A 25343-nucleotide genomic window follows, 5' to 3' on the forward strand; every position below is an offset into this window, starting at 1 on the left:
GAAAATTACCATTATTCAGGATTTATTCAATCATAATATAGGACTACATGATTACTATAAAAAAATATGCCGCTATCGATATTGGATCCAATGCCATGCGTCTGCTGATTGCCAATATTATTGAACAGCCAGGTAAGGAAACTCAATTCAGCAAAAGTGCCCTGATTCGTGTTCCCATCCGTTTGGGGCAGGATGCTTTTACAGTGGGCGAGATCTCAGAAGAGAATATCGAAAGGATGATTGATGCCATGAAAGCCTTCAAGCTGTTGATGAAAGTGCATAAAGTCGAAAAATATATGGCTTGTGCCACTTCTGCCATGCGCGAAGCGTATAACGGCAAGGAAGTAGCCGATATGATCCTCGAGCAGGCCGATATTAAAATTGATATCATCGATGGGAAACGGGAAGCCAAAATCATCGCTTCTTCCGATTTGCATCATTTGCTAAAAACAGACCATACGTACCTCTATGTAGATGTGGGTGGTGGGAGCACCGAATTTACGCTGTTTTCCGATGGGCAGATGATTACATCCAAATCCTTTAAAATAGGTACCGTACGACTGCTGAATAACATGGTCAATGACATTGTATGGCAGGAGATCGAAAAGTGGATTAAAACCATCACACACGACTATCCGAATATCACGATGATTGGTTCGGGTGGAAATATCAACAAACTCTTTAAGATGTCCGGGAAGCTACAGGAAAAACCGATGAGCTATACGTACCTCAATTCGCAATATACTTTCCTGAACGGGCTTTCGTATGAACAGCGCGTATCGGAACTGGGACTCAACCCAGATCGTGCCGATGTGATTATCCCGGCAACCAAAATTTACCTCAATGCCATGAAATGGAGCGGTGCCAAAAACATGTTCGTTCCTAAGATCGGACTTTCTGACGGTATTGTCAAAGCATTATACTACAACCGTATTTAACAATAGCAAAACATCACCTCCGGTTGCAATAAGCAATCGGGAGGAGTTGTGGCGCATCGCTATAAATGAAAGAACTATTTTCGGCTTTAGCACTCCTGACCCAATCCGAACTGGACCAGCTGGACGGACTATTAACGGCCAAAAACCTAAAAAAGGGAGAATTCCTGATTCAGGAAGGGGAAGTATGCGACGAGATTGTATTCCTGCAATCCGGTGTACTGCGTTCCTTTTATAAGAACAGTGACGGAGATGAAATCACCAACTGCATTACGTTTGAAAAAGAGCTCATGGCTGCTTTTTCGAGCTTCGTCACCCAAACGCCTACCGATGAAAACATACAGGCCGTATTTGATACCGAGCTATTGGTACTGAAGCACGGACAGTTGGAAGCGTTGTACCACAACAGTATCGGTTGGCAAAAAGTGGGCAGGGTATTGGCAGAGAAGCAATATGTAGGATTGGAGCGGCGTATTGTTTCGTTCCAGAAATTCAGCGCCAAAGAACGTTATTTGGAGCTTTTTACCCTGCATCCCAATTACATACAGCGCATCCCGCAGCATTACCTGGCTTCCTTTCTGGGTGTCACACCGCGGCACCTGAGCCGTATTCGCACTACAATTTGATTTTATAGACATATGTCCGGCAGCCCTCTACTGCCGGACTTTTATTTTTGCATCAAAACTACAACGATTATGCAAAAAAACATTTTAGTCATCGGTGGGACAGGGCTTGTGGGGAAGACCATCCTTCGCATCCTTGCCGATAGGAACCCACAACACCAGCTCTATATCGGAAGCCGTAAGAGCGGCAGTACCAAAACACAGCTACAGATTGATGTCAACGATCCCAAAACTTTTGTAAACATAGCCGGACATGCCATTGATATTATTGTGCTTTCAGTTAGTGATAGCCATAATAATGTACTGCGGTATGCACTGGATCATGGAATTGATTATGTCGATGTGACCAAACCTACACCGGCCATGATCGAAGCCTATCGTTTGGTCAGGGGGCATAAACCGGAAAGTCGCCTGGTATTTGGTTCCGGATGGATGGGCGGTATTGTGAGCGGACTTATAGCTGCTGCCGTACCGGAAAAAAAGAATATCCAGGGTGTGGGCCTTTTTGTCTATTATTCCATCAAGGACCAGGCCGGGGAAAGTTCAGCGCATTTTATGGCCGAAAATGTATACAAACCTTTTGTCCGCTATGAAAATAACCGCCCGGTAACCATCCGGCATTTCCTCGATTCCGAATACCATAATTTTTCCTTTGGGATTGGAAAACGGCAGGCCTATAATTTTGATGTCCCCGATTTATTTGTACTGAACACTATTGAGGGGATACCGGATGTAAGTGTGAAGATGACTTACAATTCAAAATTCATTACGCGGCTGCTGGGTATCTTCCAGTATCTTCGAATATTCAATATGCTATCGCTAAAAGAAAGAAGGATGATTTTCGGATCGGGAGGATCGGGTGATCAAACGCTTTTTGATATTGTGATTAAAGTGCAGGACCGCACTAAAACGATCAGCGTACGCAGTGCCAAAGGGCAGGCTGAACTTACAGCACTGTCGATGGTACTGCATGTAGAAAAGTTGATCCATGGTGCATTTCCAAATGGAATTTATTTCGCCCACCAGTTGCATAAACCGCAGGAATTAATGGCGCAGTTGCAGGGACACGATGGCATAACGGTAAAATGTGAAAACGGAACGATGTAGGTCTGTAGGTCTGTAGCACTGCTACAGACCCTACAAACGAATGAAAGCGTATCATGCATTTATGCATAAACGCATACCGCATAAATGCATGATGTATAAAATATGTATAATGCATAAAAAAATAAAAAGAACAACATGAAAAAAATAGTAATTATCAACGGGCATCCCAATCCCGGGAGTTTCAATTATGCCCTGGCTGCGGCTTATAAAAAAGGAGCAGTAACATCCGGTGCCTGGGTGACGGAAATCAATATTGGTGAACTCAATTTTAACCCCAATCTTGCGTACGGCTATAGCAAAGTAATGGCGCTGGAACCGGATTTATTAGCTTCTTGGGATAAGATTGTGGCGGCAGACCATTTGGTATGGATTCATCCCGTATGGTGGGGTGGCATGCCGGCTATTGCCAAAGGATTTATAGACCGGTTGTTCCTGCCGGGAATGGCTTACAAATACCGGAAAGATTCGGTGTGGTGGGACAAACTGCTCAAAGGCAAGACCGCACATATCATTACGACACTGGATCAGCCGGGTTGGTATTATCGGTTATTTTTTGGGAGGGCAAGTGTGAATCAGCTCAGGAAATCAGTATTGCAGTTTTGTGGTATTTCACCGGTGAAGGTGAGTTATATCGGGATCATTAAAACATCCGCTGCGGTTCAAAGAGAAAAATGGCTGCAGCAGGTGTATGATTTCGGATTGAACCAGTAATATTACGAATTAGAAATCGAGGTCAAAGGTTTTTTTCAGGATTTCCAATGCCGGGTTGATTTCATTCAGTCGGTTGAATTTATCCTGTGGGGTAAAGGCAAATTTAGTCTCTACCGTCTCATTCACCACTACTTCAATAGTGATGTCATGATTGTGGAGCTTACCTCTTAAATAGCCTAATAAGCCATGTTTTTCGGTATCAAAATCAAGTTTTGAACCCTCATTCGGCAATTCATGGATGATGGTCACGCCATTCTCATGCATTTTAGGATCATTGATGAGGAGGTAGGTTTCCATGATCTTTTGGCCTTTATCACCCAATCGCTGTGCATATTTGTTCCATTGCAGCAACATATCGGTTTCGGTAAAAGCCTGGTTGATGAATTCCTGTTCTTCCCGTGCATAGAGCTTCTGGTTTTCCATCAGTTCGCGTTTGGCACGAATACTCGCTAAGGAGAATGCCGAAACTTTCTTTTCGGGTACAGGAGGCATTCCATTTTGTGGCGCAGTGGTATTCGCGGTTTCCGATGCAGGAGCGGTGTTGGTTTCGGGTGTGGCCTCAGGTGGTGCTACCGGAGCAGGAGCCTGGGGTTCCGGAACTGGAATAGCAGCGGCAGCTGTAGCAGCTTTTGCAACAGGATCAGCAATAACAACAGGTTCCTTTACTTCTATGGAAGCCGTTTTATTGATAAAATAAAATGCGGGTATTATAAATTGGTCAACTTTTTTTTTTCTCCGTCATAAGTGACAGAGGCCAGTTGCATCAGGCAAAGCTCAACCAAAAGCCGTTGGTTTTGGCTCGTTTTGAATTTGAGGTCACAGTCATTGGCGATCTCAATTCCTTTGAGCAGGAAATCCTGGGAAGCCGTTTGCGACTGTGCCGCATACATTTGCTGTGCCTGTTCACCCGCTTCCAGCAGGGTGAGGGTAGACGGTGTTTTGCATACCAGCAGGTCCCGGAAGTGGGAAGCCAGTCCGGCAACAAAATGGTGCCCGTCAAAACCTTTCGAAAGGATATCGTTATACGCCAGCAGCAGTTCGGGGATTTTATTCTCCAAAATCAGCTGGGTCATTTTAATGTAGTATTCGTAGTCCAGTACGTTTAGGTTTTCTGTAACGGCCTGGCGGGTAAGGTTGGTACCGCAATAGCTGACCACACGGTCAAAGATCGACAGTGCATCACGCATCGCACCATCAGCCTTTTGGGCAATGATATGCAGCGCATCATCCTCATAGGAAACACCCTGGCTTTTCGCAACCTCAGCAAGATGATCTTTGGCATCTTTAACCGTAATACGCTTAAAGTCGAAGATCTGGCATCGGGAGAGGATCGTCGGGATGATTTTGTGTTTTTCTGTCGTTGCCAAGATAAAGATAGCATGGCGTGGCGGTTCTTCCAGTGTTTTCAGGAAGGCATTGAATGCCGCCTGGGAGAGCATGTGCACCTCATCGATGATATACACTTTGTATTTCCCGGTTTGTGGCGGGATACGAACCTGGTCAATCAGGCTCCGGATATCGTCTACCGAGTTATTGGAAGCCGCATCGAGTTCAAACACATTAAAAGCAAAATCTTCGGTAGGGTCATCATAGCCTTCCTGGTTTATTTTACGGGCCAATATTCGGGCGCAGGTTGTTTTTCCCACACCACGGGGTCCGGTAAATAACAGCGCCTGGGCCAAATGATTGGTCTCGATCGCATTCAGTAAGGTATTGGTAATAGCCTGTTGGCCCACCACATCCTTAAAGGTCTGGGGACGGTATTTTCGGGCTGATACTATAAACTCTTCCATAAATTTTTTGCAGTGGACAAATATAGCTTTAATAATTCAGGATTAAAAAAAATTGCGATTGAAAATTGATCGATTTTAGCCAGTCCGTATACGGTCATTTGAATCTTAGGGAATTAGGGAAATGCAGGTGGCTGTTTGGTAATTATTACTGCGGCGTAGCCTGTTTCCATTAAAATATTTATCTTGGCAAAAAATTAGAAACTCGACGATAATATTATAAATAGGCAACAGTAATTAGGTACTATGAAAGAAAGGCAGAAAGCAATTATTTTTGATATGGATGGTGTCGTTGTCGATTCCGAACACCTTTGGGCACAGGCGGAATACGAAGTCTTTACCGCACTGGGTGTGGAAGTGACCGAGGAACTGGCCCTGATTACAAAATCAATGACTACCATCGGAGTGGCTTCATTTTGGTATGAGCGCTTTCCATGGGAAAAGACCACATTGCAGGAAGTGGAAGAGCTCGTTATTTCAAGGGTAATCGCGCTGATTGAAGCGGAACACTGCGAGATTGCGGGTATAAAATTGTTTCTGATGCAGCTGAAAGCAAAGGGCTACAAAATCGGATTGGCCACCAATTCCCCCTATAGGATCATTCCTGCTGTATTAGAGAAGGCCGGTATCGCCGACTATTTTGATACCATCGCTTCGGCAGAATTTGAGCCACACGGGAAACCACATCCCGGAATTTACCTGAGTGCTTCCAAAAAGCTGAATATCGACCCGGAATATTGTATTGCCATTGAGGATTCCTATTCCGGAATGCTCGCAGCCAAGATGGCAGGCATGAAAGTCGTGGCTTTTACCAATGGTGGAAGTGCAGTAGACCTAAGCCTTGCCGATCACATTATTAATGAATATGAAAACCATGAAATGGAAGCATTCCACGCGCTGCTATAGTATAAGGTACTTGTTTAAATAAGTATTTATTATAGCGATCAACTTTGATAGTACTTATTAATTTGTGTCCTGATTATCGACAAAAGGATTTAGAGCAGAACGGCTATTAATAACAAACGATTCCGAAGACCATAAATCTAAAAATCGTAGAGTCTAGTTAGTGAGGATGAATTAATAGAAAAGTGGTTTTCGAAATAGTAGCAGCAGGCACTAAACTAGTAAGTATAGTGCCTGCTTTTTTCGTTTAGTCGTGGCACTTCAGAATGCTAATTTTAAATTTTGTGTGATTTAGTTTGGCCACATTGAAAGTGTATCGTAATATTGCAATATAAAAATATAACAATGGGAGCAACTAAGACAGATTACTTTACAGCACAACAAAACGACCTGGCAATTTTGGCGAAAGCCTTAGGGCATCCGGCCCGTATTGCCATCCTGGAATATTTGATGACAGTAGATACCTGCATCTGTGGCGATATTGTCAACGAATTGCCATTGGCACAGCCAACAGTGTCACAACATTTAAAGGAACTTAAAAACGCAGGGCTTATAAAAGGCAGTATTGAAGGCAATGCCATTTGCTATTGTATCAACGAACCTGGATTTGAAAAGATCAAAGGTTTTTTTCAGCACGTAACCGATTACCTTCAGAAAAAGAAAACCGATTGTTGTTAAATCATTTAAAAATAAAAAATATGAAACTATCAGAAATAAAAAAGCATTTAGAAACTTTGGAAGCCGTAAATTTTATGCTCCCTGACGGATCCTTTGTTCCGGAATATTTTCACGTAACCGAAGTGGGGCTAATCACGAAACACTTTATCGATTGTGGCGGAACAGTACGAAAAGAAACGGTTGTGAATTTCCAGCTGTGGGATGCCAACGATTACGACCACCGATTGAAACCGGAAAAATTACTCAGTATAATTGGACTATCAGAAAAAGTATTGGGTATTCAAGATTATGAAATCGAAGTGGAATACCAAAACATCACAATTGGCAAATACGACCTTGGCTTCAACGGTGAAAATTTCCAACTCATCAACAAACAGACTGCGTGCTTAGCACAGGAACAATGTGGAATCCCTTCGGGTCAACAAAAAAGCAGTGCATCCGAAAGTAATCCTACAAATCCCAATAGCTGTACTCCCGGGGGCGGCTGTTGCTAATTGCAAAGAGATGGCAGCAACTAACTGTGCCCCTGCGGCAGAAAGAAAAAAGCTGGGATTTTTGGATCGATTCCTTACCTTATGGATTTTCCTCGCCATGGCTTTCGGTGTGGCTATAGGTTATTATATCCCTTCCAGCAGTGAATTGATCAATTCATTTTCCAGCGGTACCACCAATATCCCTTTGGCTATAGGGCTGATCCTGATGATGTACCCGCCCTTAGCTAAAGTAAATTATGGCAAGATGGGAGCCGTATTTAAAAATACCAAAATCCTGGGAGCCTCATTATTCTTAAATTGGATTGTAGGGCCAATCCTGATGTTCGTTTTGGCCTTGCTTTTCCTTAATGGCTATCCCGAATACATGATCGGCCTCATTCTGATTGGCCTGGCAAGGTGTATCGCGATGGTGGTGGTATGGAATGACCTGGCAGAAGGAAACAGGGAATATGCTGCCGGGCTTATTGCTTTAAACAGTGTATTCCAGGTATTTTTATACAGTGTATATGCCTATATCTTTATAACGGTATTGCCCTCCTGGTTTGGCTATAAAGGTTTTGATGTTACGATCAGCATCGGGCAAATTGCCGAAAGTGTCGGCATTTATTTAGGGATTCCATTCGCCCTGGGCATCCTTAGCCGTTATGTTCTCATCCGCAGCAAAGGGGAAGCATGGTTTACGAACCGATACATTCCGGCGATAGCCCCCATAACACTTATTGCGTTATTGTTTACGATAGTAGTCATGTTCAGCTTAAAAGGAGAACTGATTGTACAGATTCCTATGGATGTGATCCGGATAGCGATTCCATTGGTGCTCTATTTCACCCTGATGTTTGTACTGAGCTTTTTTACAGGCAAATATTTTGGTGCCGATTATGCTAAAAGTGCTTCCATTGCTTTTACCGCAACGGGCAATAATTTCGAATTGGCGATAGCCGTTGCAATTGGTGTTTTTGGCATCAATAGCGGGCAGGCTTTTGCCGGTGTGATTGGCCCATTAGTTGAAGTGCCGGCATTAATTGCATTGGTCAACCTGGCGTTTTGGTTCCGGAAAAAATATTACATAGCGTAAGTATAATAATAAAGCATAACTAAAAATCCCGGAAGTGAAAGCTTCCGGGATTCTGGTTTAATTAGTACTGTGATGCAAATTCCTTGGCAAAATCTTCCAGTTTGGTTTTGGACAGTTCCGGTTTGTTCTTGTTATAATCGATCCAGAGTTTTCCCGTCCGGATGGCATCACCCATTTCCACATAATTTTTGGCCACTTCTTCTGGCAATCCCGCCTGGACCATTCCGTCGAATGCCTGTTCGTTGGTAAATTCAATCCAGGGCAATTCCGGTTTTCCGATAGCTGCCCCCAGTACGCTTGCTACTTCGCCTGCCGTACGTTCGTCACTGGTGATATAACGGATGCTTTTACCCGTAAAAGGCTCCTGTATGATAGTCGCGGCAACGGCAGCGATATCATTAAGATGTGCCATAACCATAGTATCAGCGGCACCCACATTACTGCCCATGATACCCGCATGCTTGATCATGTCGATACTCGCATAAAAGTTGGTAAAGAAATAAGCCGGGCGCAGGTGGACAATCGCAACACCTTCCAGGGCATTATAAAGTTGTTCCACATCATGCAACCCTTTAATGGGGCCTGTACCATCAGTATGATCGGCACCAATGCTGCTGAGGTTTACCACATGCTGCACTCCCGCCGCCTGGATTGCCTGGGCATAGATTTTTCCCGTTCCCGAAATGTATTCCCGGTAATTGGTGGTCGCAAAAGTAGGAGGGACCATCGTATAAATAGCATCTGCACCCGTAAAAGCTTTGGTTATAAATTCCAAGTCGTCTACCGATCCAATAGCCGGGATAGCACCCAGTGCTGTGATCGCTTCCGCTTTGTCCGGATTGCTGGAAATGAGGGTTACCGTATGTCCTGCTTTAACTAAGGTGGTTGCTAAAGGTTTGCTGATCTTGCCCAATGATCCTGTTATCGTAAATTTCATGTCTTTATTATTTTGATTATTGAAATACAAAGGTATCTTTGTACTTACTTTTATACAAGTACTTACCCTAAAGTATGTAGCATGACACAAATCAAGGAGAGTTCGACTCACAATTACAATAAGGAACGCGCCATTAACAAATGCCCGATCAATTTCGTGATGAGTAAGATTGGAGGGTATTGGAAACCGCTGATTATCTATCAGCTGATGAGTGGCCCCAAGCGGTATAGCGAACTCCGGAGAGCCATTCCCGATGTTACCGAAAAAATGCTGATCCAGCATTTAAAACAATTGGAAGCCGATGATCTCGTGATCCGGGAAGCTAAGCCTGTCGTGCCGCCTTTTGTAACCTATAGTTTGAGTGCTTCCGGGAGGGAACTCAGCCATACACTCGAAGCGATGGCCGAATGGGGGCTACGGTATAATACAGAGGCATTGTAGCGATTATTATAGAAGTAATGAATAGATTCAGGAAATGTACTTGCTTGTTTACTTAGGGATCTTATTCCTCAGCATAAAACTCCTATTCGAATTATTTATTTAATATATTACAGATTCAAAATAATGTCAACATGTGGACTTTGGTACAATAAAATTTAAAATACTTTACTTCTTATTATAAAAATATATTTACTAAGCTATGATAAAAAAGTGCTCATTATTTTTTTGAGACTTTTTTCAAAGTCAATGAAAGAATCTAAACTTCTCAATGGGGAATAATCATCAATGTTTTCAGATAATAAATGTACAGTTTCATGAGGATTGAATTTATCTAAATTACGGCCTTTTAGTCCACTCACTTCTTTCAATAAATCATGTAGTATTGATTTAGGGTTTGTTTCTTTTTCGAGCATTTTTAATGTAGGTAGTTGTATAGATTTCTTATAATTCCTATTTCCAGCAGCTTTTTTGATGGCGTCTGTATCAATTAATAACCAAGTCTCCATCATTCTAACCGGTATGATTGGTATAGTTACGGCTTTTATTTCGGGTGTTAATTGTTTATCTAACTCAAGTTTTCGTGATTCTATATCATGGGACTCAGCATCTCTGTGTAAAAACAAAATTTGAAAAGGAAAAAGTTGCTCTGCCATTTTTATTTTGCTTTTTAAATCTTTAGGAGGCTTTTGAAGATTTCTAAAATCTGCAAACTGACTTTCGATGGCAATTTTTGGGTATAAATCATTTAGAGACCAGTCTATAATTCTAATTAAATTTTTATCTGAACTGCCATCAGCTATAAGAGTATATTTTAGTTCTGTCATAAAATTATGATTGAAAATTTAACCTCAGTTGATCAATACTTTCGCCAACTGTCCTTTTACCATTACCTTTATCTTTTTTAGGATTTGGATTATGTATATAACCTTTGTCTAAATATGATATTATTTCACCAATACTTGTATGTTCAGCTAAGCCGTTTTCAGTTTTCCAAGTATTTTGTAATGCAGAAAAAGCGGTTCTATTTATCTTCATTTCGAATTCAGACATGTACATTTCTTTTTTCTTCGCTAAATACAAGCTTTCATCTGGTACTGCACTAACTACGATCGGTGAGTGGGTATTAATTATAACTTGACGTAACGGGTTATCATCATCAACAGGGTAATCAGTATCGCTAGCCATACCTTTAAGTAATTCAACCATTTCATTAACCTTTTTTGGATTTATTCCATTTTCAGGTTCTTCTAAGCATATCAATCCACTGCTGTTACTGTCTAATTCGATAACTGCTAGTCCTAAGAATCTTAATGTTCCATCCGAAAGAGATTGTGCAGGTAATGTAAGACCTCCTTTAAAACCTAACTGTAATGTTAATAAATCTCGTTTTTCATCCTTATCAACAGATATCTCATTTACCTCTTCAACAAGACCTTTTAATTTATTTGTTAGTTTTTGGTATATGTCTTCTTTTTCTTTATCTAAATGTAGCCTATACAAAGTTGCAGGAAGATTGGAACCGTTTGGTTTAATTTCAGCATTCTTAATTTCATAAACAAAATTTGGTTGTCTTAAGGCACTTGGTTCAAATTGAAGCATCATCCAATGACGCATCTCTTTTCTCGCTAAAAAGGCTGTTGGAGATTCAGCAGTTACTGTAGAGAGAAGTGTTCTTGGCATCTTTTGCGCTATGAAATCTGTAGTTCGCCCTTTGTTGCCATCCTGATGCAATTTTATTTTTTCCCCTTCTGAAGAAATAAATGGAATTTTAGTAGATCTTCTACCATGTAATAAAGAATTTAGCCATGATTTTTCATAACTAAAATGTAGATTTTTTTTTGTCTCAGTTTGAGTAATAGGTAAGAGTTGTTCAGAAACGATTTCAATAGGTTCATTAACACCATTGTCATTGAGCTTTAAAGTTAGGAAATATCTCAATGTTGTTATAGTTGCCTCAGCAACTTGACCTAAATCATCTTCAGCTTTTAATGGTACTATCATGTCAATTTCAAATGACATTTCTTTTAGATACTTTGAGCCATTTCTAAAAAAAATATCTTGTATATTTGAGTGTTTTTGATCTTCACTACGGATTGATTTAGCAGAATGTAATATAGTATTGTCCGCTAAATGAGATAAAAAAATTAATGCATCAAAAAAGTTTGATTTTCCAATCGCATTTGCTCCAGCAATACATGTAAATGGACCAAAAAAAGTTCAGTATTAACTAAGCTTTTAAAACCATTAATTTTAATCCTTGTAATCATAATTTTATAGGTACGTTATCTTAGATTGTTGCAGTTTTATTTTAAACATTTTCAAAATTACAATTTATATAATCTAAAACTTAAAATATTATAACTAAATATTATACAATTAATTAAAAAAGTAAAATCTATTTGTAGGTGAATTGATAAAAATTAACTACTATTCCTCAGCATAAAACTCCTGATCCAGTTCCGGGAAGGCAATTTCAGCGTGTACTATAGTGGCCAATTCATCATAGGTAAGCAGGCCGCGGTAGGTAAATGTTTTACCGTTGGGTTGTATTTGATGTTCGTAGGAGAATAAAGCCCTGGCGTAAATTCCACTAACGATTTCCTGTTGTTTTGGGCTTAGGTACTTGGAATGCGTGTGTAGCATATTCCGGATGTCCTGCATAAAGTTGGCTTCCGAAACATCTTCTAAATAAGGATCGGTGACGGCTTCCAGCATATTCCTGAAAATAAAATCCTGTAGATTCTTTGCCAGATAGGTGACTTCACTGCTGTAAAAGGAAACGAATACTACAGGAATATCATCTCCTTGTTGACCATTGAGGTAAAAACAATACAGGTCGCCACCACCAGAACTACCAAAAGGAATAAAACGATAGTCACTGCTGATTTCCCATTCATCCGGATCGGAAAAGGAATTAATCTTGGCGACTATAGTATCAGGATAGAGCAGTTCAAAATCATTTCCAAATAGGAGCAGTGGTGGATTGAGGCGGTATTTTGGATATTCAACCTCATACCAATTGGGCGCCAAAACGCCGTTATACAGCATATCGTCCTGACTCAGCTGCCGGTAAAGGGCGGGATACTGAAAGTCAAAGTGGGTTTCTATCTTTTCTAATTCAGGTAGCGTCATAGCAGCATATATAAGAGCTTATAACTTCAATAATTTTTCTAAGTAGGCCACTTTATCCTGTTCTGCTTTTAGGAGTTGTTGTTCCAAAGCCAACAGCCGCTCATAAAGGTTTTTATTTTCTTCCTGAATTTCAATTAATTTATCCAGTGGATTAAAGGTGGTTGTCAAATCAGAGCCTAAAAATATACCGCTTTCATTTAAATCATTATCTGTAAAAGAATTATTGGTGATTTCCGTAAAATAGTTGGTAGTATTTTCCTCTGCAAAATTCTTTATTTCCTCGGAGGTAACGCCCAATATTTTGGCCACTTCTTCCAGTTTTTCATCATCTATTTTGGCACTTCTTTCGAGTTTGCTTATTGCCTGTTGGGTAATCCCAAGACCAATGGCTAAGGCTTCCTGTTTAATCCCTTTAATTTCGCGAATCCGGCTGATTTTTCTTCCGATGTGGTTGATTGGTGTCGTTGTGCTCATAAGTCAAAGATAAATAAATTGCTAATTCGATTTGGTTTTAAAAAACAAATTAGCGGTTGTTATCTACAACCAGTTGGTTGTGCGATGTCCTATTAATTTGTATTTACTTGCAGGGGTGTTACAAAAATACATTTTTTAGCATAATTTCCATCCCCCGGAACTTAAAAAAATGTCTCACTACTATAATTTTCCCGAATACCGGTTATAGTCCAGTTGTTTTTTACAAGTGGTTACCATAGCCTTAGTACGATCAAGTCAATTCTAAAAGCAATCGATATGGAACCCAAAGAAATTCAAAAATTTAAAGAAGTACAGCAACGTGCCAAACAACACCTGACTACGTTGGAATCAAAATCCAATACTCCGGGAGACTATTTTATACCACTCCCTGTGGAGGGCTATCAGGATTTGCAGAATAAATTATACAGCCTGATCAAAGTTTCCCTATTGGCACTGGAAGCCGATGATAAAGAACGGGCAGAAATATTGGAAGATCCCATCAACAGTGTATGTGCCGTACTCGAAATGGCACTTCATTTAATACCGTATGAAGAAGCCGAGTTTCTGGATGAGGTACGAAGTGCGATTTAAGGTTCCTGTTTTTTGTAACATAAAGGGCTAATTATGTGTGAAATAATGTGATTCCGAATGCGCATAAATGGCACAAAAATCACATTTGTTGTTTTATTACATCCCTTTTATTTGAATCAATAAATTATTCCTATAGGTTTGATTTTGGATAAAATATTTGATGATATGAGAGTACTATTCTTTTTTTCGTTGTTGTGTGTGATATTCCTGTCCTGTAAAACCAAGCGTATCCCGGAGAAAGGGAATGCTACCGTAGTAGAACCCGAGCTGAATTACATCCCCTATTATTTGACGATGTATAAAGCCGACAGCCTGTTCCTGATTGATGACTTTAAAGGGAGTTATAGGCTATTGGATAGTCTGTTTAAAATTTATCCGCCATTGGATACCGATAATTACGTAGAATATAGTATCTACCTAAATTCTGCTGTGATGTCCGGTAATGTGGAGGATGTTGAGGCTAAAGTGCGTTACGGTTACCGGCATTTTGGCGGTATAGTAGCGCTGCATAAAAATAATTATGAAATGCATATCGCAGTAGACAGTGCTGCAAAATTGACTGAAACGGATATTGCGCAATTAAAGAAGGAGTATGCCAATAGCCTCGATCACGGATTACGTGAAAGACTAAGAAGAATGCATTATGAGGATCAGGCAATCCGCCTTAATGGAGGCAGTTATGAAGAGATGGGGCTTATTGATTGGAAAAACCGGTCAATTTGACCACCTAATTCCGGAGTAAATTGACCACCCGTTCCGGAGCAAACTGACCACCTAATTCCGGAGCAAATTGACCACCAAGTTTTGTGGTGAATTAAGTATTAAAAACTATTGATTTTTTCATGTTGTTAGAACCATACATTCGTTAAAAATTTACGGATTATGGCAAACAAAATAACAGACATGAGTAAAATTAGAAAAGTAATTAAATTCTATTGTAATGGAAAGAGTAAGTTATTTATAAGTAGCTACTTATCCCTTTCAAGAAATACGGTAAAGAAATATATTTCTTTATTTGAAGTTCTCGAATTAAGCTTTGAATTAATCGACCAAAAAACCGATGCAGAGCTGGAACTTTTATTCTCCCAGACTAGTGTAGAGGCCATTAGCCCGAGATTACAGACACTTTATGATTTTTTTCCTAAAATGGAACGTGAACTAAAAAAAGTTGGCGTTACCGTACAGCATATGTGGGAACAATATATTGCTGTAAATCCTGATGGTTATCGAACTTCACAATTTCATTATCATTACAATATATGGGGCAAACGAGTTAATCCGGTCATGCATATGAACCATAAGGCTGGTGATAAAATGTATGTTGATTATGCCGGAAAGACACTCTCAATTATTGATATAGATACTGGAGAAGTCAAAGAAGTACAATTTTTTGTAGCAATATTGGGCGCTAGCCAATACACGTATGCTGAAGCTTCCATGAGCCAGCAAAAGGAAAACTTTGTTGACTCGGTAGAAAATGCCATGCGCTTTTTTGAAGGCACTCCTGCCGCCATTGTTCCAGATAATTTAAAATCTGCCGTAATAAAAAGCAGTCGTTTTGAACCGACAATCAATGAAACCCTGGCTGATTTAGCAGAACATTACGAAACCACAATTTTACCTGCCAGAGCTTACAGGCCCAGAGACAAGTCACTAGTTGAAGGAGCTGTTAAGATATTATATCGAAGGATTTATGTAACCATAAAAGAAACTAAGTTCTTTTCTCTGGAAGAATTAAACCAGCAGATCTGGGATTTACTTGACTCTCACAATAACAGAAAACTGACAGGACGCCCTTATTCCCGCTTTGAATTATTTTTAGAAGACGAGAAAGAAAAACTGCGTCCACTCCCACAAGATCGTTTTGAAATTAAATACCAGTCTTTTGCAACAGTAATGCAAAACGGTCATGTTCAATTAAGCCAGGACAAAAACTATTACAGCGTTCCGTATCAATATGTAAAGAAGAAAGCCAAGCTGTTATATACCAAATCAACAGTAGAGATTTATTATAAATACAATCGAATAGCTGTACATCCAAGAAACTACAAACCTTATGTCTATACAACAACTCCTGAGCATTTAGCCAGTACACATCAATTTGTAGCCCAATGGAGTGCTGCCCGCTTCATTGAATGGGCTAATAATATTGATGAGTCAGTAGGAGAATATATAATGCAGATAATCGAAAGCAGAAATCATCCAGAACAGGCTTATAAAAGCTGTTTAGGAATACTGAATTTTGAAAAAAAGGTAGGCAGACAGCGATTAATAAATGCCTGCAGGCGGGCACTTGATTTTAAAATTTACAATTTTAAGACCATACAAAACATTTTAGAAAACAACTTGGATCATATTGATTTTGATCAAGAACCTGAGCAGGAACTTCCCGATCACAGTAACATAAGAGGAAAACACTATTATAACTAAATTAAATCTTGAAAAAATGAATGAATCCACAGTAACCAAAATGAAACAAATGAAGCTTTATGGCATGTTTAATGCTTTTAAAACAGCCATTGAAAGCGGGAAAACAGATCATTATACCCTTGACCAGTTTGTATCGATGATTATTGATGCAGAATGGGATGAAAGGTACAATCGTCGTATTGAACGAAGTATCACTAATGCCAAATTCCATTACAAATCAAATATTGAAAGTATCAATTTTGATGTATCACGTAACCTGGACCGAAACATGGTACTGCGTCTGGCAGAATGCGAATTTATAGAGAAAAACGAAAACATTTTAATCACTGGAAGCACCGGTGTCGGTAAAAGTTATTTAGGTACTGCATTAGGTTATCAAGCCTGTATACAGGGTTTTAAGGTAAGTTATTTTAATACCTCAAAATTGTTCGCTAGACTAAAAATGGCTAAAGCAGATGGTACTTATCTACGGGAACTTACCAAAATACAAAGACAGGATGTTATAATACTTGATGATTTTGGACTCCAGGCACTTGACAGCCATAACCGAATTACTCTTTTAGAGATCATAGAGGACAGGCATAATAACGGCTCTATAATCGTGACATCACAAATACCAGTTCAAGGCTGGTATGATATAATTGGAGAAAAAACGATAGCCGATGCAATATTAGACAGACTTATACACCAATCTCATAGGCTTGAATTACATGGAGAATCCATGAGAAAGAAAAGAGGAATAAACAAAGAGTGATATTTTATTATATTTGAATACTAATTAACAGATGAAAAAATATAGTTTTTAATCAAAACGGAGGTGCTCACTTTGCACCGGAATTAGGTGGTCATTTTGAACTGGAATCAGGTGCTCACTTTAAAACGGAATGGGGTGATCAATATAACCGGAATTTGCACTTTGGGTAGCAATGGAATATTTGTTTCTGATTCTGTTTTTTGGCGTTCTGACATAATCCAGTATTCACCATCTATGCCTATCTTGATATCTTCTTTTTTTAATTGGAAGGCATCAATGTACGCAAGGCCAGTATAACATTGGAAGATAAATACGTCACGTATAACAGTCAATCTTGGAGTAGAAAAAGTATAATTTTCAATCTTATGCAATTCAACTGCTGTTAGTGGTTTTTTCCTTGTTTTTGTCTTTTTCCCTTTAAACTTTTTGAAAGGGTCTTCCTTGATGATTTCCTTATCAATTGCTAGTCTTACAATTTTTCTGAAATTTGTAATGTACTTTAATGCTGTGTTGTTATTGCAACTCTTTACTGTTTTAAGATAAAACTCATAATCTTTTATGAATTCATAATTCAGGTCACGAAACTCAATATCTTCCAAGTTAAATTTGTACAAAAGGAACTCTTTTACATGTTTTTTCGATATTTCAAATCGTTTATGTGTTCCAATGGCATATTCCCCCACATCCACAAGTGCGCGCAATTCGTTATTATGCTTAAGAAATTCTTCAAGCACTTTTACTTTGGGAGCTAGTCGTCCCATAATAAAGTCTATTATTTTTTGTGATGTAATAGAATGTTCCGCATAAAGTAAGTCATTCCTATATTGGTTGACCTTAGATTCAATTGAAGTAAGGAAAAAATTAATGGCATTGGCATCTTCCTTTGTTCCTATAGCTCTTTCAGCTTTTTGATCCCATCTGGTAATATCCCATTTACGTTTGGTAGAAGTTTCCTTGGGAATGCAATCAACCGTAATTCTCAGGTAGATATACCTGATATTGCTTTTTTTTCGGGGAACCTTCAAAAAGAAGGTTAATCCATAGCTGCTTTCTAACATAATTCAACAATTTAAATAGTAAATATCGAACTATAGTATCTTAAAATCAAGTCGTTAAGCTGGTTTACATGTTGTGTATCAATTACTTGAATCCATATTTGTGGCACTTTTTTTTAAATTTAATTGTGCCACGAAATTGCATCTAAACTTTACGCATTTTTGCAAATTCTGGAGGAAACAGGTAGAAATAAAAAACCCTGCAAATGTAATGTTTGCAGGGTTTTAAAAAGATTGTGGAATGTTATGTACTCATTCCTAAAATAAGTGGTGGGCGATAAGGGATTCGAACCCCTGACCCTCTGGGTGTAAACCAGATGCTCTGAACCAACTGAGCTAATCGCCCTATTTTGCAATGCTTCCAAGTGTTTCGTTGTCGTTATTGCGTGTGCAAATATACATCAACAATTGGGATTTGCAAGCATTTTTTTAAAAAAATTACTCTTTTTTTATGTCTTTTAATACCGCACGATCCTGGTAATTGATCACTTCGATTATAATAGGCTCATTAGCAGTATTTTTTCCTTCTACCACATATAACTTCCCGTTTTCAAAAGGGACATTACTTTTGCTGAAATCAACGTCACCATAGCGTAATGTTTTACGAATGTCGGCTGTGTCGGCAATTTTCTGGTTGATTTGGGCGGTAGCTTCCTCAGAATAGTGGAAAGGTTTGCTTCGGAGGTCTTTAAGCACTCTACAGTTCGGAAGGTAACAATATTCGGTATCGGTGCCCTGGGTTTTACCTTTAAAGAAAAAAACTAAAAACATGGTTCCTAATAATAGTCCAAAGAGGTAATAGGCTAAACGCTGGTAAAATTTCATGATGCGGTTTAAATTTCTGCAAAAGTAACTAAACTTTATGGGTTACAGCGGGCAGTTGCTTTGAAAGTTGCTTTAAAAAACAATTAAATTAATATCCCTGTACGTCAGGTCAAACCATTCGGCTATGGATTTATTGGTATGGAGCCCATGATAGGTGTAGATTCCGTTTTTCAGGCCATCATCGCGACGGATGGCGCTTTCGATACCACCATCATCCGCAATCTGGATCAGATAGGGCGTAAGGATATTACTAATGGACAGTGAAGCCGTTTTAGAATAGCGGGAAGGGATATTGGGTACACAGTAATGGATCACATTATTTTTGATAAAGGTCGGTTTTTCGTGCGTGGTCACTTCTGAAGTTTCAAAGCAGCCGCCGGTATCAATACTTACGTCGACTATTACAGCGCCTTTTTTCATATGTTCCACCATAGTTTCCGTCACTACAATCGGACAGCGGTTTTTGCCCCGCATTGCCCCAATAGCCACATCACAGCGCATTAAAGCTTTTAATAACGTCTTGTGTTGTATGGTAGAGGTAAAAACCCGATGGTTCAGGTTGTTTTGCAGCCTACGGAGCTTGGTGATCGAATTATCAAAAACTTTGACACTGGCACCAAGGCCAATGGCAGTTTGTGCGGCAAACTGGGCTACTGTCCCGGCACCCAGGATTACGATTTCGGTAGGAGGTACGCCTGTGATATTTCCCAACAACAATCCTTTACCAAACTTTTGATTGATCATTAGTTCGGCAGCGATAAAAATAGAAGCGGTCCCGGCAATTTCACTAAGGGATTTTACGGCAGGATAGGAACCGTCGACATCTTTGATGAACTCAAAGGCCAGTCCGGTGATTTTCTTTTTGGCCAGGGCTTCAAAATAGGATTTCTTCTGTGTCTTGAGCTGTATGGCTGAAATAATAAGCGATTGCGGATTCATCATTTCAATTTCTTCCAGTGTGAGTGGTTCTACCTTTAATATGATAGGACAGCCAAATACTTTTTTGGTATCGCTGGTGATTTCGGCGCCCGCTTCACTGTATTCTTTATCAGTATAACTGGAACTTTGCCCGGAACCGGATTCCATCAATACACGGTGGCCGTGCGATGTCAGTGAATTTACGGCATCCGGTGTCAGGCATATCCTTTTCTCCTGATAAGAGGTCTCTTTGGGAATACCAATAAAGAGTTCGCTCTTATGTTTTGCAATTTCCAGCATCTCTTCCTGTGGAAGCAGCTGTTGTTTTGTAAAGGGAGTAGTTATTGACATAGCACTGATACTAAATAAGGGTACAAATTACGAAAAAAAAATATTAAAGTAATGACTATTTCATCAACAAATAACGTTGGTTATCAGTCGTTATTTTCAGGGTAATGGTCGTGTGGTCTTCCGGGATGAGATTTGGAATTTTTTCGGGCCATTCGATAAGGCAGATTTCATCAGAATACAAGTATTCGTCGATTCCCATATCATAGGCTTCTTCTTCCTTTTGCAAGCGGTAGAGATCAAAATGGTAAATGGTCCCATTATCTTTTGTCTGGTATTCATTGACCAGTGAGAAAGTAGGGCTGCTCGTAGCATCGGTTACACCCAGGGCTTTGGTCAGTGCTTTGATTAATGTTGTTTTTCCTACGCCCATAGGACCGTGGAATAAAATTATTTTTTTGGGATGATTGGCAATTATTTGGTCAGCAACCTTAGTGATGGTGTCTAACCTGAATTCGATTTCCATTGTTGAATAGGTTTTGAATGTTTTTAATGAGGAACGCCGGAATAAGGGTAATTCGTTTTCAAATAGCCCTGACAGCAGCGGTATCTTTTTTGCGGCTCCGTAGTGGAATGATCCTGCTATGGTAGTGCAAAAAAATAAAGCGAATGGCAGGAACAGGGTAGTAGGCCTGCCCCGGCCATTTGCTCCCGTATACTTATTTCGGATTGAATACTAAAAAGGGGACAATCATTTCTTCCAGCGAAATTCCACCGTGCTGGTAGGTATTCCGGTAATAACTGACATAATGATTGTAGTTATTGACATAGGCGAGGAAATGGTCATTTTTAGCAAAAATATAGGAACTACTCATGTTAATGGCCGGAAGATGCAGTTTCTTCGGATCTTTAACCGCATAGACATCACGCTCTTCATAGGTGAGGCTGCGTCCTGTTTTATAGCGTAGGTTCAAGCTTGTATTTCGATCCCCGATTACTTTTGAAGGATTCTTTACGTTAATGGTCCCGTGATCAGTGGTAAGGATCAGCTTAAAGCCCATTTGCTGTGCCTGCTGGATGATTTCCAAAAGAGGGGAATTACGGAACCAGCTCAAGGTTAGCGAACGATAGGCTTTGTCATTGGACGCCAGTTCTTTAACGACCTCCATTTCGGTTTTGGCATGGGAAAGCATGTCTACAAAATTATAGACGATGGTAATCAAATCGTTGTTTTTCATCGACTTGAAATTCTCTACTAACTTTTTACCACCGGCATAACTTGTGATTTTATGGTATTCCTGCTTGATATCGATACGCAATCTTTTCAGTTGCTCTGTAAGGAATTCTGCTTCATAGAGGTTTTTACCGCCATCTTCCACATCGTTCTTCCAGTATTGCGGGTATTGTTTTTCCATTTCCAGCGGCATAAGCCCTGAAAATATAGCATTGCGGGCATATTGCGTCGCAGTGGGAAGTATCGCGTAGTACGGTGTTTCCTTTTCTAATTTGTAATAATTATTGACAATGCCTTCAAAAACCTTCCACTGGTCGTATCGTAAATTGTCGATCACCACAAAAAGGATGGGTTTGTCTTTCTTCTTGATTTCCGGAACTACCAATTCTTTGAAAAGCGTATGGGAAAGTACCGGCTTGTCTCCTTTCGGATCGAACCAGTCTTCGTAATTGCGTTCGATGAATTTGGCAAACTGGGAATTGGCTTCTACTTTTTGGGATTCCAGGATTTCGATCATCGACTGGTCGTTGATATTCTCCAGTTCAATTTCCCAAAAGACCAGTTTTTTATATAATTCAACCCATTCTTCATACGAATTTACCATGGCCATGTCCATTGCAATTTTTCGGAATTCTTTTTGGTAGTCAAGGGTTGTTTTTTCAGAAATCAGCCTGGAGTGGTCCAGATTTTTCTTTAAGCTCAATAGAATCTGATTTGGGTTGACCGGTTTGATCAGGTAATCGGCAATTTTGGAACCGATGGCTTCTTCCATGATATATTCTTCCTCACTTTTGGTAATCATAATTACCGGAATGGAGGATTTTTTTTCCTTGATTTCGGCAAGCGTTTCCAGTCCGCTTAATCCGGGCATATTTTCGTCTAGAAAAACCACATCGAAATTTTCCTCTTCAAATAAGTCAATCGCATCCTGTCCATTGTTACAGGTGGTTACTTTATAATTTTTTTTCTCTAAAAAGAGTATATGAGGCTTTAAAAGATCGATCTCATCATCGACCCAAAGTATTTTTATTTCGGTCATAGTGAACTGGATTTATAGGTCAGTAATAGTTAGGCAATTTAACATAGTTTCTTTGGTTTCTTCCTAATTTTTTTATAAAATATTTGCTACTTTTATCACTGTTGAATTCTACAGGTACTAACAAAAAAAGGTTCCGCAATGGGAACCTTTTTTACTGAGATGCTTGACGTCAGGACGTCTTATTTACTGTCTTTTTTTTCTTTTCTAAGTTTCTCGTCTTCTTTTTTCATCTCATCAATACGTCTTTTTTCGGCATCAGCTTCTTTTTTCATAGCATCTTTACGAGCTGCTTTTTCATTTTGTGCCTGTACGTTTTTTGCGTCTTCCTGTTTCGGATTCTCCTGTGCCGATGCTATTCCTGTAAGAAAACAAAAGGCAATTATCATAAGTGAATTTTTCATGATAGGTAATTTTGGTTGAATTAAAAGATTAAAAAATATTTTTTCTGAGTTGGGGAGATTGAGCGGACTAATATATTAACTTTTTTTTAACCGTGACCCATTATTATAAAATGTTTTTGTTAAGAATGCAATTTGCGTGCCAATTAAAACAATTGAGCCTGAAATGTTAATTCGGCCGGATTTTATTATATTTGTAACCCTTATTAAAAAAAAGTGATCGAAATCAACAAACTCAAAATATTGAATGACCCCATTTATGGGTTTATTTCTATTCCCAATACCTTAGTCTACGACCTGATCCAGCATCCTTATTTTCAGCGGCTTCGCAGGATTAGCCAGATGGGAATGTCCTATCTCGTATATCCCGGAGCACACCACACGCGTTTCCACCATGCGCTTGGCTGTATGCACCTGATGCAAAAGGCCGTTCAGGTTTTGAAAATAAAAGGGGTTGCAATTTCAGAAACGGAAGAAAGTGCCTTATACATTTCCATTTTGCTGCATGACATTGGCCATGGCCCTTTTTCGCACGCTATGGAGCATAGTATAGTGGAAGATGTGAATCACGAAGCCATATCCTTATTGTTTATGGACAAACTGAATCAGGAATTTGACGGGCAATTAGATCTGGCCATCAAAATTTTCAAAGGGGAATACGAACGGAAGTTTATGCTGCAGTTAATTTCCAGCCAATTGGATATGGACCGCCTGGATTACCTGAAACGGGATAGCTTTTATTCTGGTGTGGCAGAAGGTAATATCAATTCGGAGCGTTTGATCCAGATGATGAATGTTCAGGACGACTGGTTGGTTATTGAAGAAAAAGGGATTTATTCGGTGGAGAAGTTCCTCGTAGCCCGCAGGCTAATGTACTGGCAGGCGTATCTGCATAAGACGAGCCTGGTTGCAGAACAAATATTGACCAAAGTATTGAAGCGGGCAAAAGAGCTGACCCAAAAGGGAATAATGCTGGAATGTAGTAAGCCGTTGCAGTATTTTTTGGAAAATAAAGTGACCCTCGAATTATTTTCTGAGGATATTTTAGATAGATTTGCGCAACTGGATGATTTTGATATTGTTAGTGCCTTGAAAAACTGGCAGTTTCATAGTGATTTTGTACTGAGTTCCCTGAGCCGTATGATTATCAACCGGGATTTGTTGAAAATTCGCCTGAGCAGTGAGAAATTTACACAGGAAGAAATAGGAGAATTGCAGCAACTTTTTTCGGAAAAACATCATTTGTCGGTGCAGGATACGGCATATTTTATCTTTAAAGGAAAAATAAAGAACCAAGCCTATAATAAATTGGGAGATCCAATACGAATTATGAAGAAAGACAGGACAATTGAAGACGTATTAGAGGCTTCTGACCAGTTGAATTTGAAAGCATTATCGAAGCCGGTGACGAAATATTTCATATGTTTTCCAAAAGACTTGTTGAAAACTAAAGTTTAAATTCAATTTTTTATATTTTTGTCGCAATGAAATTTACAGCAGAACAAATAGCAGGTATCTTGGGAGGTGATGTGGAAGGTAATCCGGAAGCGGAAGTTTTTAAGCTATCAAAAATTGAAGAAGGGTCTGAAGGTTCACTAACTTTCCTGGCAAATCCGAAATACAACCATTATATATATTCAACACAGGCGAGTGTTGCCATTGTCAATAAAACTTTTATTGCTGAATCGGAAATTAATACTACGCTGATCCGTGTTGATGATGCCTACAAGTCATTTTCCACACTGCTGGAGTATTACAATCAGGTCAAATTAAGCAAATCCGGTATCGAACAGCCATCCGTAATTTCGGAGAATGTAGTGTATGGGGAGCAGTTGTACCTGGGGAGTTTTTGTTATATCGGTAAGAATGTGACGATAGGGGAGAATGTAAAGATTTATCCGAACTGCTTTATCGGCGATAATGTTGTTATTGGCGATAATACGATACTTTTTGCAGGTGTGCGTGTGTATTCTGAAACCGAGATCGGCAAAAACTGCCTGATCCATTCCGGAACCGTATTGGGCTCGGATGGTTTTGGATTTACTCCAAATGAAGAAGGCGTATACAGTAAAGTACCGCAGATTGGAAACGTGATTATTGAAGACAATGTCGACATTGGTGCTAATACAACGATTGATAGGGCGACATTAGGGTCTACAATCATCCGTAAAGGGGTAAAGTTGGATAACCAGATCCAGATTGCGCATAATGTTGAAATAGGAGAGAATACCGTAATTGCCTCGCAAACGGGTGTAGCGGGTTCTACTAAAATTGGAAAAAATTGTATGATCGGTGGGCAGGTTGGCATCGCCGGGCATTTAACAATTGGAAACGGTGTACGCATCCAGGCACAGACAGGTGTCGGGAGAAGTGTCGTTGATGGTGAGAAGATTCAAGGTTCACCAGCATTAAGCTATGGCGATTTTAATAAATCGTACGTGCATTTTAAAAACTTGCCGAAAATTGTTTCCGATTTAGAAGAAATAAAAAAACAATAAAACAAAAATAAAT

At 39.6% G+C, this 25343-nt stretch carries 29 protein-coding genes and 1 tRNA gene; 16 read left to right on the forward strand and 14 right to left on the reverse strand.

Going from position 1 to position 25343, the window contains the following annotated elements; all coding sequences use genetic code 11:
• Positions 1–47: 47 nt before the first annotated feature.
• The 4 genes from FK004_RS13215 (at position 48) to FK004_RS13230 (ending at position 3376) form a co-directional block, all read left to right on the forward strand.
• Positions 48–938, forward strand: coding sequence for a Ppx/GppA phosphatase family protein (locus FK004_RS13215; protein ID WP_108737681.1), 891 nt, complete (start codon positions 48–50; stop codon positions 936–938).
• 65 nt (positions 939–1003) lie between these two features.
• Positions 1004–1561 carry a Crp/Fnr family transcriptional regulator gene (locus FK004_RS13220; protein WP_108737682.1) on the forward strand — a complete coding sequence of 186 codons (558 nt, stop codon included), beginning with the start codon at positions 1004–1006 and terminating at the stop codon, positions 1559–1561.
• Positions 1562–1630: 69 nt separating this feature from the next.
• Positions 1631–2665: a saccharopine dehydrogenase NADP-binding domain-containing protein gene (locus tag FK004_RS13225; protein ID WP_108737683.1), complete on the forward strand. Its 1035-nt coding sequence runs from the start codon at positions 1631–1633 to the stop codon at positions 2663–2665.
• A 135-nt stretch (positions 2666–2800) separates the two neighbouring features.
• The gene (locus tag FK004_RS13230) at positions 2801–3376 is read left to right on the forward strand and encodes an NAD(P)H-dependent oxidoreductase (RefSeq protein WP_108737684.1); all 576 of its coding nucleotides are present in this window, start codon (positions 2801–2803) and stop codon (positions 3374–3376) included.
• Positions 3377–3385: 9 nt separating this feature from the next.
• On the opposite strand, the gene FK004_RS13235 is transcribed toward FK004_RS13230, so the two are convergent.
• Complete coding sequence (locus FK004_RS13235; RefSeq protein WP_227871604.1) at positions 3386–3799, reverse strand: DNA polymerase III; 414 nt, start codon at positions 3797–3799, stop codon at positions 3386–3388.
• Between the two features lie 10 nt (positions 3800–3809).
• Between FK004_RS13235 and FK004_RS13240 the strand changes: the two genes are divergently transcribed.
• Positions 3810–4073: a hypothetical protein gene (locus tag FK004_RS13240; RefSeq protein WP_157956104.1), complete on the forward strand. Its 264-nt coding sequence runs from the start codon at positions 3810–3812 to the stop codon at positions 4071–4073.
• A 10-nt stretch (positions 4074–4083) separates the two neighbouring features.
• Here FK004_RS13240 and dnaX read toward each other — a convergent pair whose 3' ends face one another.
• Positions 4084–5169, reverse strand: a complete 1086-nt coding sequence (gene dnaX, locus FK004_RS13245) for a DNA polymerase III subunit gamma/tau (protein WP_108737686.1) — start codon at positions 5167–5169, stop codon at positions 4084–4086.
• Positions 5170–5412: 243 nt separating this feature from the next.
• On the opposite strand from dnaX, the gene hxpB reads away from it, so the two are divergent.
• The 4 genes from hxpB to arsB all read left to right on the forward strand — a co-directional run bounded on the left by hxpB (position 5413) and on the right by arsB (position 8316).
• Positions 5413–6072, forward strand: coding sequence for a hexitol phosphatase HxpB (gene hxpB / locus FK004_RS13250; protein WP_108737687.1), 660 nt, complete (start codon positions 5413–5415; stop codon positions 6070–6072).
• Between the two features lie 342 nt (positions 6073–6414).
• Positions 6415–6747 carry an ArsR/SmtB family transcription factor gene (locus FK004_RS13255; RefSeq protein ID WP_108737688.1) on the forward strand — a complete coding sequence of 111 codons (333 nt, stop codon included), beginning with the start codon at positions 6415–6417 and terminating at the stop codon, positions 6745–6747.
• 20 nt (positions 6748–6767) lie between these two features.
• The gene (locus FK004_RS13260) at positions 6768–7241 is read left to right on the forward strand and encodes a DUF6428 family protein (RefSeq protein WP_108737689.1); all 474 of its coding nucleotides are present in this window, start codon (positions 6768–6770) and stop codon (positions 7239–7241) included.
• Positions 7242–7251: 10 nt separating this feature from the next.
• Positions 7252–8316, forward strand: coding sequence for an ACR3 family arsenite efflux transporter (gene arsB / locus FK004_RS13265; RefSeq protein ID WP_108737690.1), 1065 nt, complete (start codon positions 7252–7254; stop codon positions 8314–8316).
• Positions 8317–8377: 61 nt separating this feature from the next.
• Here the strand turns inward: arsB and FK004_RS13270 are convergent, their stop codons facing one another.
• Entirely contained in the window at positions 8378–9253 is an 876-nt protein-coding gene (locus tag FK004_RS13270; protein ID WP_108737691.1) for an NmrA family NAD(P)-binding protein, read from the reverse strand.
• 81 nt (positions 9254–9334) lie between these two features.
• Between FK004_RS13270 and FK004_RS13275 the strand changes: the two genes are divergently transcribed.
• The gene (locus tag FK004_RS13275) at positions 9335–9694 is read left to right on the forward strand and encodes a winged helix-turn-helix transcriptional regulator (RefSeq protein WP_108737692.1); all 360 of its coding nucleotides are present in this window, start codon (positions 9335–9337) and stop codon (positions 9692–9694) included.
• Positions 9695–9891: 197 nt separating this feature from the next.
• Here the strand turns inward: FK004_RS13275 and FK004_RS13280 are convergent, their stop codons facing one another.
• From FK004_RS13280 to FK004_RS13295, 4 genes are all read right to left on the reverse strand, one after another.
• Entirely contained in the window at positions 9892–10518 is a 627-nt protein-coding gene (locus FK004_RS13280) for a hypothetical protein (protein WP_108737693.1), read from the reverse strand.
• A gap of 4 nt (positions 10519–10522) precedes the next feature.
• Positions 10523–11887 carry an AAA family ATPase gene (locus tag FK004_RS13285; protein ID WP_108737694.1) on the reverse strand — a complete coding sequence of 455 codons (1365 nt, stop codon included), beginning with the start codon at positions 11885–11887 and terminating at the stop codon, positions 10523–10525.
• 234 nt (positions 11888–12121) lie between these two features.
• Positions 12122–12826, reverse strand: coding sequence for an SMI1/KNR4 family protein (locus tag FK004_RS13290; protein ID WP_108737695.1), 705 nt, complete (start codon positions 12824–12826; stop codon positions 12122–12124).
• A gap of 18 nt (positions 12827–12844) precedes the next feature.
• Positions 12845–13300, reverse strand: coding sequence for a helix-turn-helix domain-containing protein (locus tag FK004_RS13295; RefSeq protein ID WP_108737696.1), 456 nt, complete (start codon positions 13298–13300; stop codon positions 12845–12847).
• A gap of 276 nt (positions 13301–13576) precedes the next feature.
• Between FK004_RS13295 and FK004_RS13300 the strand changes: the two genes are divergently transcribed.
• From FK004_RS13300 to istB, 4 genes are all read left to right on the forward strand, one after another.
• Positions 13577–13891 (forward strand): hypothetical protein, encoded by a 315-nt coding sequence (locus tag FK004_RS13300; protein ID WP_108737697.1) that lies wholly within the window; start codon positions 13577–13579, stop codon positions 13889–13891.
• Between the two features lie 165 nt (positions 13892–14056).
• Positions 14057–14614: a hypothetical protein gene (locus tag FK004_RS13305; protein WP_108737698.1), complete on the forward strand. Its 558-nt coding sequence runs from the start codon at positions 14057–14059 to the stop codon at positions 14612–14614.
• 159 nt (positions 14615–14773) lie between these two features.
• Positions 14774–16321 (forward strand): IS21 family transposase, encoded by a 1548-nt coding sequence (gene istA / locus FK004_RS13310; RefSeq protein ID WP_108735486.1) that lies wholly within the window; start codon positions 14774–14776, stop codon positions 16319–16321.
• A gap of 16 nt (positions 16322–16337) precedes the next feature.
• The gene (gene istB, locus FK004_RS13315) at positions 16338–17075 is read left to right on the forward strand and encodes an IS21-like element helper ATPase IstB (RefSeq protein ID WP_056251131.1); all 738 of its coding nucleotides are present in this window, start codon (positions 16338–16340) and stop codon (positions 17073–17075) included.
• Between the two features lie 107 nt (positions 17076–17182).
• Here the strand turns inward: istB and FK004_RS13320 are convergent, their stop codons facing one another.
• From FK004_RS13320 to FK004_RS13350, 7 genes are all read right to left on the reverse strand, one after another.
• Positions 17183–18133 (reverse strand): site-specific integrase, encoded by a 951-nt coding sequence (locus FK004_RS13320; RefSeq protein WP_108737699.1) that lies wholly within the window; start codon positions 18131–18133, stop codon positions 17183–17185.
• 265 nt (positions 18134–18398) lie between these two features.
• Positions 18399–18476, reverse strand: a tRNA-Val gene (locus FK004_RS13325).
• Positions 18477–18568: 92 nt separating this feature from the next.
• Entirely contained in the window at positions 18569–18955 is a 387-nt protein-coding gene (locus FK004_RS13330) for a DUF4258 domain-containing protein (protein ID WP_108737700.1), read from the reverse strand.
• Between the two features lie 72 nt (positions 18956–19027).
• Positions 19028–20224 carry an alanine dehydrogenase gene (locus FK004_RS13335; RefSeq protein WP_108737701.1) on the reverse strand — a complete coding sequence of 399 codons (1197 nt, stop codon included), beginning with the start codon at positions 20222–20224 and terminating at the stop codon, positions 19028–19030.
• 55 nt (positions 20225–20279) lie between these two features.
• Positions 20280–20891, reverse strand: coding sequence for a tRNA (adenosine(37)-N6)-threonylcarbamoyltransferase complex ATPase subunit type 1 TsaE (gene tsaE, locus FK004_RS13340; protein WP_317046977.1), 612 nt, complete (start codon positions 20889–20891; stop codon positions 20280–20282).
• Positions 20881–22434: a T9SS response regulator signal transducer PorX gene (gene porX, locus FK004_RS13345; protein WP_108737703.1), complete on the reverse strand. Its 1554-nt coding sequence runs from the start codon at positions 22432–22434 to the stop codon at positions 20881–20883. The genes tsaE and porX overlap by 11 nt, the downstream gene beginning before the upstream one ends.
• 179 nt (positions 22435–22613) lie before the next feature.
• On the reverse strand, positions 22614–22835 hold the full coding sequence (locus FK004_RS13350; RefSeq protein ID WP_108737704.1) for a hypothetical protein: 222 nt from the start codon (positions 22833–22835) through the stop codon (positions 22614–22616).
• 213 nt (positions 22836–23048) lie between these two features.
• Between FK004_RS13350 and FK004_RS13355 the strand changes: the two genes are divergently transcribed.
• Together FK004_RS13355 and lpxD are read left to right on the forward strand one after the other, a co-directional pair.
• Positions 23049–24290 carry an HD domain-containing protein gene (locus tag FK004_RS13355; protein WP_108737705.1) on the forward strand — a complete coding sequence of 414 codons (1242 nt, stop codon included), beginning with the start codon at positions 23049–23051 and terminating at the stop codon, positions 24288–24290.
• A 26-nt stretch (positions 24291–24316) separates the two neighbouring features.
• The gene (gene lpxD / locus FK004_RS13360; RefSeq protein WP_108737706.1) at positions 24317–25330 is read left to right on the forward strand and encodes a UDP-3-O-(3-hydroxymyristoyl)glucosamine N-acyltransferase; all 1014 of its coding nucleotides are present in this window, start codon (positions 24317–24319) and stop codon (positions 25328–25330) included.
• Positions 25331–25343 lie beyond the last annotated feature (13 nt).

It is taken from the genome of Flavobacterium kingsejongi (genome assembly GCF_003076475.1).
Taxonomy (GTDB): Bacteria; Bacteroidota; Bacteroidia; order Flavobacteriales; family Flavobacteriaceae; genus Flavobacterium; species Flavobacterium kingsejongi.